Origin of the sequence: Streptomyces sp. NPDC001634 (assembly GCF_040298185.1) — a bacterium.
Lineage (GTDB): Bacteria > Actinomycetota > Actinomycetes > Streptomycetales > Streptomycetaceae > Streptomyces.
In genome coordinates this window covers 18,447-27,385 of record NZ_JBEOZU010000108.1, presented here as the reverse complement: position 1 = coordinate 27,385, position 8,939 = coordinate 18,447, and the positions used below count along the sequence as shown (strand labels likewise).

The following is an 8,939-nucleotide window of genomic DNA, read 5'->3' as shown; positions in this document are numbered from 1 at the left end:
CGGCGTTGGCGGCGACCCGGGCCGAGTTGTTGGCGGCGCGTGCGGCATCGATCGCCTGCTGAGCCGCGCCGGCCGCCTGCTTGGCGGCGGTGGCCGCGCGTGATGCGGCGGACGCGGCGCGCACCGAGTCCTTCCTGGCCGCTTCTGTCTCGGCCGCGGCCTTCTGCGCGGCTTCCTTGGCCAGCGCCGACGCCGCGACCGCGCGGGCCGAAGCCTCCTTGGCCGCTTCGGTCTCCGCGCTCGCCTGGCGGCCCGCCTCCTTGGCCTGGGCGGCGAGCTGCGCGACAGTGGCACGCTCCTGGTCGCGCGACCGTGCCACGTACTGGCCGACCTGCAGGAACTCACGGATGTCGGCCGGTGATCCGTCCAGGGCGATACGGCCGGCCGCGCGGATGTTGGGCCCGCCCGTGCTCATGATCTGAACGAGCTGGACCCGCTCGTCCTCCTCGCGCCGGGTGTACTGGCCGTCGTTCAGGAAGGCCGTCATGTCGTCGGCCGTGCCATTGAGCGCGGTGCGGCCCGCCTCCTGGACGGCGGGGCCGCCCGCGTCGATGATCTGGGCGATACGTACCCGCTGATCCTGCTCCAGCGGTGACTTCCAGCCGTCCTTGAGGAAGGCCTTCACATCGTCCGGTGTCCCGGACAGGGCCTTACGGGCGGCTTCCTGCAGACTGCGTCCGCCGATGCCCGCGATCTGCGCGGTCTGTACGCGGTCGTCCTGGTCGGCGGCCTCGGGAGCGACATCGTGGAGGAAGTGCCTGACGTCGTCGTCGCTGCCCGTGAGGGCGACTTCCGCGGCGGCCCTGAGACCGGGCCCGCCGGACTTCCACAACGCCACGGCCCGCCCTCGGTCCGAGAGCTCGGTGGACTCCGAACTCCCCGATGGTGCGGGGGAGTCGTCGGCCACGGCAGGGGCGGGGCCGAGCAGTCCGGCGGCGATCGCCATGGGCAGCAGGCCCAGGCTCAGCGCCCGTACGGTTCTGGACAGCCCTGGGCTCCCGCCTTTTGCATGCAGACGGTATCTCACAAAACCCCGTTTCGCAGATGAGTTGGTCGACCTGATGGTCCGTCAAGGTCGAATGGGAGGTGGTGTGCGTGCAACCGATGGAGGGGAGCGCAGTCGTCCGGGCAGCTCACGACCCGCTGCTCCAGGCTTATTTGACGCGCACACAGCCATGACCTAGCTTATATGCGACCTTTACAGTTTGTTCGCATCATGGCGGGGGCTCTCGATGCGAGGAGCCGCGCCTGAGGGGGGACTCTTCGGTGCCTTTCCGTGCCCGAAATCTTGTCGTTTCCGGAATCGCGGCGACCTTCGTCACACTGGCGGGAGTTACCGTCGCATCCGCCGACGATCCGGCGAATCCGCCGTCCGCTTCCACCCCGCCCAGTGCCGTCGAGGACTACAACTACCCGGGGGCTGACCGGATTCTGGCCGACAAGGGAATCAAGCTGAAGAAGGGTGACGGGCACATCCTGCTGGCCGACTGTGACCAGGCCGCCCGGCAGATCCGGGTGCTCACCGTCAAGGACGACTCCGTCGGCCGCGCGGGAACCTACTGCTTCAAGGTCCTCGGCAGGACGGGCAGTCTCACTCTGGAACTTCCCCGGGTCTTCGCGGTGGAGGCCGCCGACCACCCGGTGCAGGCCGACCTCACCGCCAATGGCCGGACCACGACGGTCGACGTGGCCAAGGACGGATTCGAGTCCGTCGGTGAAGGGACCGTCGGAGGCGCCCGGTCGGTTCTCGTCGAACTCCGAGTGACCGGCTGATCCGTCGAACTCGCCTTTGCTGCGTAAAGACCTGTCCGCAGCATTCCTCTGTGCCATTCGCACATGCTCCGTGCGCCATGACGCGTACGGGTCCGACCATTTCTTCTGCGTTCGCAGAATGCAGAAAGCAAACCCATGATTCGGGGGAAACGTGATATACGCACGTCCGCGCAGGGCGCGCATGGTGTGGGTCACCGGATTCGTGACGGCCGGTCTCACGACCGGTCTTATGGTCGCTCCTCCCGCGCAGTCCGTGGTGGGTGACCAGGTCGCCGACGGAGCGGACCAGTTCACGGTGAAGCTCCACATCGCCTACGGCGCAGACAACGAACGCAGTTGCTCCGGCACCCTGGTCGATGCCCAGTGGGTGCTCACCGCCGCCAGCTGCTTCGCGGCCGACCCCCAGCAGGGATCCAAGATCCCCGCGGGCGAGCCTCCGTACACCACCGTGGTGACCACCGACGGCAACCGGCCCAACGCGGCGGCGCTGGTCAAGCAGAAGGTCCTGGAACTCGTCCCGCACCCCGACCGCGATCTGGTCATGGCGCGCATCGGTGACCCGACCACGATCGACAACCCGCTGGACGGACCCTTCCGCGACATCGCCGAGGCCAAGGTCGACAGCGTCGCCCCGGTTCCGGGCGACCAGCTCAGGGCCGTCGGATTCGGTCGAACCAAGGACGAGTGGGCCCCCGTACAGGCGCACACCGGCTCCTTCGGCGTGGACACCGTCAACAACTCGACCCTGGCGATCTCCCCGAGCAACGGTGGTGGCGCCCTGTGCAAGGGTGACGCCGGCGGCCCGGTCCTCAACGCCAAGGGCAACGTGATCGGCGTGGTCGACGCCTCCTGGGGCGGCGGCTGCTTCGGCTCCGAGGAGACCCGCACCGGGGCCGTCGCCACCCGGGTCGACGACATCGCGGACTGGGTGCAGAAGGTCCGGCTGAAGACCCGGCAGAAGTACGTCACCGACGCCATGACGGCAGCCGACTTCAACGGTGACGGGCGCACGGACATCGCGGTCGTCCTGAACCGCGGTCCCGCCCACGTCTTCTACGGCCGTCCCGACGGCACGCTGGAATACGGCACCTTCCTGCCCGGCCTCGGCCGCCCCAACCAGAAGCAGATCGTCGCAGGCGACTTCAAGGAGGGCGCCGGGCTCGAGGTGGTCACCGTCGAGGACGACGGCGACCTCTACCTCGGCCAGAGGCGCTCCTGGGTCCAGAACCTGTGGACGCGGGAGAAGCTCTGGACGGACGCCACGTGGAAGGACGGCCTGCCCGTCGCCACCCTCCACAGCGCGACTCCGGGACGCGACACGCTCCTGTTCCAGTGGCCCGACGGGTCCCTGTACACGTACAAGAGGGACGCGGCCGGCAACCTGGTGAACCAGAAGAAGGTGATGTGGCCGGACAAGACCTGGAAGATGCAACACATCGCCACGGGTGACTTCAACGGTGACGGCCGTGACGACATCGCCGCAGTCGGCTCCGACAATTCCCTGCGCCTCTACCTGGGCAAGGCCGACGGAACCTTCGACAAGGCCCGTTCGATGTGGCCCGACAAGACCTGGCACAGCATCCGCGTGCTGATGGGCGGCGACTTCAACGGCGACGGCAAGGCCGATCTCGCCGTCCTGTTGACCAACGGTGACCTTCGCTGGTACGCGGGCGACGGCAACGGCGGACTGGCGGCCGGCAAGAGCATGTGGCCCACCGTGTAGGGCCCTATGCGGGAAAGCGGCGGTCGACCCACTTCCACAGGAACTCCAGGGCGACCGCCGCCACCGCCGCGATGCCGACCGCGATCCACGGGATCGTCACCCCGACCAGCTTCAGAGCGAAGAAGTGCTGCAGCGGGGGCACGATCAGTACCGCCAGGAACGCCACGCCCATCGCGGCCACCAGGGCGATCCGCCAAAAGGTGTAGGGGCGCGCGACGATCGCCAGCACCCACATGGAGATCAGGAAGAGCGTGAGAGTCGCCGCGCTGGTCTCCGCGTCCAGGGAGCCGGGCCCGCTGTAGTGGTTGCGGGCCACCAGATATGTGATGAAGGTGGCGACCGCCGCCATGACCCCGCCCGGGATCGAGTACCGCATCACCCGCCGTACGAAGTGGGGTTTCGCCCGCTCCTTGTTGGGGGCCAGCGCCAGGAAGAAGGCCGGGACGCCGATCGTCAGGGTCGACAGCAGCGTCAGGTGCCGGGGCAGGAACGGGTACTCCACCCGCCAGCACACCACGAACACCGCCAGCAGCACCGAGTACACGGTCTTCACCAGGAAGAGCGTGGCGACCCGGGTGATGTTCCCGATCACCCGCCGGCCCTCCCCGACCACCGACGGCAGCGTGGCGAAGCTGTTGTTCAGCAGCACGATCTGGGCCACGGCCCGGGTGGCCTCCGAGCCCGACCCCATCGAGACGCCGATGTCCGCGTCCTTGAGGGCGAGCACGTCGTTCACCCCGTCGCCCGTCATCGCCACCGTGTGCCCGCGCGACTGCAGCGCACCCACCATGTCCCGCTTCTGCTGCGGGGTGACCCGTCCGAACACGGTGCCCTTGTCCAGCGACTTCGCCATCTCCGCCTGGTTCGGCGGAAGGCGGCGGGCATCCATGACCTCGCCGGCGATGCCGAGCTTTCCGGCCACCGCGCCCACGGACACCGCGTTGTCGCCGGAGATCACCTTGGCGTGCACGTTCTGGTCGGCGAAGTAGCGCAGGGTGTCGGCGGCGTCCGGGCGCAGCCGCTGCTCCAGCACGACCAGGGCGGCGGGCCGGGCACCGTCCTTGACCCGGGGGTCGTCCAGCTCCCGTGAGGCGCGGGCCAGCAGCAGCACCCGCAGCCCCTGCTCGTTGAGCCGCTCTGTTTCGGTCAGCGCCGGGTCGTCGGGGTTCAGAAGCACGTCCGGGGCGCCGAGGAGCCATGTACTGATCTCGCCGTTGCCCTCGCTGAAGGACGCGCCGCTGTATTTCCGGGCGGAGGAAAAGGGCAGCGCCTCGCTGCACCGCCAGTCCTCGCTGTCCGGATAGGCGTCGATGATCGCCCGGAGCGAGGCGTTCGGGCGGGGATCCGATTCGCCGAGGGCGCCCAGCACCTTCCGTATGTACGTCTCGTCGGCGCCCTGGAGTGGCCGCAGCTCGGTGACGTCCATGCCGCCCTCGGTGAGCGTGCCCGTCTTGTCCAGGCAGACGGTGTCGACGCGGGCGAGCCCCTCGATGGCGGGCAGCTCCTGGACGAGGACCTGTTTGCGCCCCAGCCGTATGACGCCGATGGCGAAGGCCACGGAGGTCAGCAGCACCAGCCCCTCGGGGACCATGGGCACGATGCCGCCGACCGTACGGGCTATGGAGTCCTTGAACCCGTGCTGCTTGACCACCAGCTGGCTGATGACCAGGCCTATCGCGGTCGGGATCATCATCCACGTCACGTACTTGAGGATCGTGGAGATACCGGAGCGCAGCTCGGAATGGACGAGGGTGAAGCGGGTCGCCTCCTCGGCGAGCTGGGCGGCGTAGGCCTCACGCCCCACCTTGGTCGCCCGGAAGGCGCCACCGCCCGCGACGACGAAGCTGCCGGACATGACCGGGGCCCCGGGCCGTTTGACGACGGCGTCGGCCTCGCCGGTCAGCAGTGACTCGTCGATCTCCAGCCCGTCGGTCTCGACGCAGACGCCGTCGACCACGATCTTGTCCCCGGGGCCCACCTCGATGATGTCGTCCAGCACGATCTCGGACGTGCCGACCTGGGCTGCCACGCCGTCCCGGCGCACCGTCGGCCTCGCCTCACCGATCACCGCGAGCGAGTCCAGGGTCTTCTTGGCGCGCCACTCCTGGATGATGCCGATGCCGGTGTTGGCGATGATCACGTACCCGAAGAGGCTGTCCTGGAACGGCGCCACGAACAGCATGATCAGCCAGAGCACACCGATGATCGCGTTGAAGCGGGTGAAGACGTTCGCGCGGACGATCTCGCCCAGGGAACGGCTGCTGCGGACGGGAACGTCGTTGACGTCACCGCGGGCGACCCGCTCGGCCACCTCCCCGGCGGACAGTCCACGTGTCCGCACCGGCATGGGGGCGGGGTGCACGGGATCGAGTTCGGAGCCCGCGTCGATGTGCGTCATGCATTCGACGGTACGTGCGGATATGCGCCTCCACCCGCCGAGCGCCCCAAAGATCCGACCAGGGGAGGACGGCTCTCGTGCAGCGGTTGTACGGGAGGGACCGCGGGCTACTGCTTGGCGACGGCTCGTTTGATCGCCGCGTCCCGCTTCCGCACGTACCAGACGCCGATGCAGCCGAGCCCTCCGCCGGCCAGGCACGTGAACAGCCACCAGGTGTGCCCGTGGTCGGCGAACCAGCCGTAGAACGGGAGCTGGACCAGGAAGAGGACGAACCAGAGGATCGTGCCGCCGGTGATGGTGGCGACCACGGGGCCCTCAAGGGGCTCCGGCGCCTCGTGCTTGGGGGTCCACTTCGCCATGCGCACAGCTTACGAGGGGATCGCATGGGGCCGTCGGCACCCCTGGGGGCCCTTGTATACCAAGGGTCTACGCGCGGAGATAGCGATCTGCGCCTCATATGTTCATACTGAAACGGTTTGAGTCTGGCCGCTTATGTTCGTACGAAACACCAACGGAAACATGGGGGAAACCCGTTGGTGATCGAGCAACGGCGAGACTCGATCGCGTTTTGTTCAAGATCCCCCGCACCATTGAGGTCCCGCATGCCCACCTCGGCCCCCGCCAAGGTCCCCGCCCCGCAGCAGCCGGGCACCCGGCCCCCGTCCGGCGCCCTCGACCGCTACTTCAAGATCTCCGAGCGGGGCAGCACGCTGTCGCGCGAGATCCGCGGCGGTTTCGCGACCTTCTTCGCGATGGCGTACATCATCGTGCTGAACCCGATCATCCTCGGCAGCGCGAAGGACATGTACGGGCACCACCTCGACCACGGTCAGCTGGTCACCGCGACCGCCGTGACCGCCGCCTTCACCACACTGCTCATGGGCGTGATCGGCAATGTCCCGATCGCCCTCGCGGCCGGTCTCGGCGTGAACACGGTCGTCGCCCTCCAGCTCGCCCCGCGCATGTCGTGGCCGGACGCGATGGGTATGGTCGTCCTGGCCGGCTTCGTGGTGATGCTCCTGGTCGCCACCGGTCTGCGCGAGCGCGTGATGAACGCCGTGCCGCTCGGCCTGCGCAAGGGCATCTCGATCGGCATCGGCCTGTTCATCATGCTGATCGGCCTCGTCGACTCCGGCTTCGTCACCCGCATCCCGGACATCGCGCAGACGACGGTGCCCCTCCAGCTCGGCACCGACGGTCACCTGAACGGCTGGCCGGTGCTGGTCTTCATCCTCGGCACGCTGCTCACCTTCGCGCTGATCGTCCGCAAGGTGCCGGGCGCGATCCTGATCTCGATCGTCGGTATGACGGTCCTCGCGCTGGTCCTCGACTCGGTCGCCAAGATCCCATCCTGGGGCCTGACCGTGCCGAAGTGGCCCGGCAACCCGGTCGCCAGTCCCGACTTCGGCCTGATCGGCAAGGTCAGCCTGTTCGGCGGCTTCGGCAAGGTCGGCGTGCTGACCGGCATCCTCTTCGTCTTCACCGTCCTGCTGTCGTGCTTCTTCGACGCGATGGGCACGATCATGGGCATCAGTGACGAGGCCGAGCTGACCGACGCCGAGGGCAACATGCCCGGCATCAACAAGGTCCTCTTCGTCGACGGCATCGCGGTCGCGGCGGGCGGCGTCAGCTCCTCCTCGGCCACCACCTGCTTCGTGGAGTCAACGGCGGGCGTCGGCGAGGGCGCGCGCACGGGCTTCGCGAACGTCGTCACGGGCGCCCTCTTCGCGGCGGCCCTCTTCCTCACCCCCGTCGCCACGATGGTCCCGTCGCAGGCGGCCACCCCGGCGCTCGTCGCGGTCGGCTTCCTGATCCTGTCCAACTCGGTCAGGGAGATCGACTGGGCGGACCACACGATCGCGATCCCTGCCTTCGTGACGATGCTGATGATGCCGTTCACGTACTCGATCACGAACGGCATCGGCATGGGCTTCATCACCTTCGTGGTGCTGCGCCTCGCCGCGGGCCGTGGCCGTGAGGTCCCGGTGCCGATGTACGTGGTGTCGGCGGTCTTCGCCTTCTACTACCTGATGCCGGCGCTGGGCCTGACCTGATCCGCCGGGGGGTGCCGACCCCGCGGAAGGTCTTCTGCGGGGGTCAGGTGACCCCGTAGAACCTCTCCGTCTCCTCGACGGCGGTCTGGAACCGCTCGTCGAAGTCATCCCGAATGAGCGTCCGGACGACATAGTCCTGGACGCTCATTCCCCTTTTGGCGGCGTGGTCCCGGAGCCGGTCGAGCAGCTCCCCGTCTATCCGCACGCTGAGCACACTGGTCCCCATGCCTACGAGGGTTGCCGGACCCGGGCGCGTGGCGTGTCACGTTCCGCTGCCATATCACTCATATGGGTGATACGCGCAGCTCGGGAGTTTCGCGGCGAGCCCCGTGAACAGAGGCATGCAGTGGCCGGAGTCACCCGGGTGACGGCGCGCCGAGGTGGTCTTTAGGGAAAGTAATGAGTTATCCTAAAGAGCATGGCTGACCTGAAGCATGGCGACGACGCTGCCGCCGTGAACGCTCTCCGCTCCGCTGTGATGCGCCTGTCGCGCCGACTCAAGCACCAGCGGGTCGACGAGTCGCTGAGCCCGACCGAGATGTCGGTGCTCGGCACCCTCGCCCGCTGCGGCTCCGCGACACCGGGCGAGCTTGCCCGCAAGGAGCACGTCCAGCCGCCGTCGATGACCCGCATCGTGGCGCTGCTGGAGAGCAAGGGCCTGGTCAGCCTGGAGCCGCACCCCGAGGACCGGCGCCAGAAGGTGGTCACCCAGACCGAGCGGGCCGAGGCGATGCTCGAGGAGAGCCGCCGCAAGCGCAACGCATGGCTGGCCGGACTGATCGAGGGCCTGGACGAGGACGAGTGGGCGAAACTCCGCGCCGCCGCCCCCGTGCTGGAAAAGCTCGCGCATCTGTGACCGGGGCGCATCCGTGGCAGAGCGGCGCACCCGGGCCAGGGTGCGGCGGCCACGGGTGCGTGCCGGTGGCAGACGCGCACCGTCCGGGACAGCACGTGCACCGCGAGGACGCGGGCCTGCCCCGGATGCGCACTG

The 8,939-nt window shown here is 68.4% G+C and carries 8 protein-coding genes; 4 read left to right on the top strand and 4 right to left on the bottom strand.

Annotated elements, in window-relative coordinates; all coding sequences use genetic code 11:
* Positions 1-946: ALF repeat-containing protein (locus ABT186_RS41695; protein ID WP_351929557.1), on the bottom strand; the 946-nt coding region annotated here is incomplete at its 3' end.
* A gap of 320 nt (positions 947-1,266) precedes the next feature.
* Here ABT186_RS41695 and ABT186_RS41690 point away from each other — a divergent pair.
* Complete coding sequence (locus tag ABT186_RS41690) at positions 1,267-1,773, top strand: hypothetical protein (protein WP_351222513.1); 507 nt, start codon at positions 1,267-1,269, stop codon at positions 1,771-1,773.
* A gap of 229 nt (positions 1,774-2,002) precedes the next feature.
* Positions 2,003-3,496, top strand: a complete 1,494-nt coding sequence (locus ABT186_RS41685) for an FG-GAP-like repeat-containing protein (protein ID WP_351222515.1) — start codon at positions 2,003-2,005, stop codon at positions 3,494-3,496.
* A 4-nt stretch (positions 3,497-3,500) separates the two neighbouring features.
* Here ABT186_RS41685 and ABT186_RS41680 read toward each other — a convergent pair whose 3' ends face one another.
* Entirely contained in the window at positions 3,501-5,894 is a 2,394-nt protein-coding gene (locus tag ABT186_RS41680; protein ID WP_351929555.1) for an HAD-IC family P-type ATPase, read from the bottom strand.
* A 107-nt stretch (positions 5,895-6,001) separates the two neighbouring features.
* A complete protein-coding gene (locus ABT186_RS41675) occupies positions 6,002-6,253 on the bottom strand; it encodes a DUF2530 domain-containing protein (protein WP_351929553.1) in 252 nt (83 codons plus the stop codon).
* 243 nt (positions 6,254-6,496) lie between these two features.
* On the opposite strand from ABT186_RS41675, the gene ABT186_RS41670 reads away from it, so the two are divergent.
* Complete coding sequence (locus ABT186_RS41670; protein ID WP_351222521.1) at positions 6,497-7,948, top strand: NCS2 family permease; 1,452 nt, start codon at positions 6,497-6,499, stop codon at positions 7,946-7,948.
* Between the two features lie 43 nt (positions 7,949-7,991).
* Here ABT186_RS41670 and ABT186_RS41665 read toward each other — a convergent pair whose 3' ends face one another.
* Positions 7,992-8,174 (bottom strand): ribbon-helix-helix protein, CopG family, encoded by a 183-nt coding sequence (locus ABT186_RS41665; protein WP_351222523.1) that lies wholly within the window; start codon positions 8,172-8,174, stop codon positions 7,992-7,994.
* A gap of 192 nt (positions 8,175-8,366) precedes the next feature.
* On the opposite strand from ABT186_RS41665, the gene ABT186_RS41660 reads away from it, so the two are divergent.
* Positions 8,367-8,804: a MarR family winged helix-turn-helix transcriptional regulator gene (locus ABT186_RS41660; protein ID WP_351222525.1), complete on the top strand. Its 438-nt coding sequence runs from the start codon at positions 8,367-8,369 to the stop codon at positions 8,802-8,804.
* Positions 8,805-8,939: the final 135 nt, after the last annotated feature.

What these genes read in the sequence shown, in the direction of transcription:
- ABT186_RS41685 (WP_351222515.1), top strand. Translation starts at nt 2,003, where the DNA reads ATGGTCGCTCCTCCCGCGCAGTCCGTGGTGGGTGACCAGGTCGCCGAC.
- ABT186_RS41680 (WP_351929555.1), bottom strand. Translation starts at nt 5,894, where the DNA reads ATGACGCACATCGACGCGGGCTCCGAACTCGATCCCGTGCACCCCGCC.
- ABT186_RS41675 (WP_351929553.1), bottom strand. Translation starts at nt 6,253, where the DNA reads ATGGCGAAGTGGACCCCCAAGCACGAGGCGCCGGAGCCCCTTGAGGGC.
- ABT186_RS41670 (WP_351222521.1), top strand. Translation starts at nt 6,497, where the DNA reads ATGCCCACCTCGGCCCCCGCCAAGGTCCCCGCCCCGCAGCAGCCGGGC.
- ABT186_RS41665 (WP_351222523.1), bottom strand. Translation starts at nt 8,174, where the DNA reads ATGGGGACCAGTGTGCTCAGCGTGCGGATAGACGGGGAGCTGCTCGAC.
- ABT186_RS41660 (WP_351222525.1), top strand. Translation starts at nt 8,367, where the DNA reads ATGGCTGACCTGAAGCATGGCGACGACGCTGCCGCCGTGAACGCTCTC.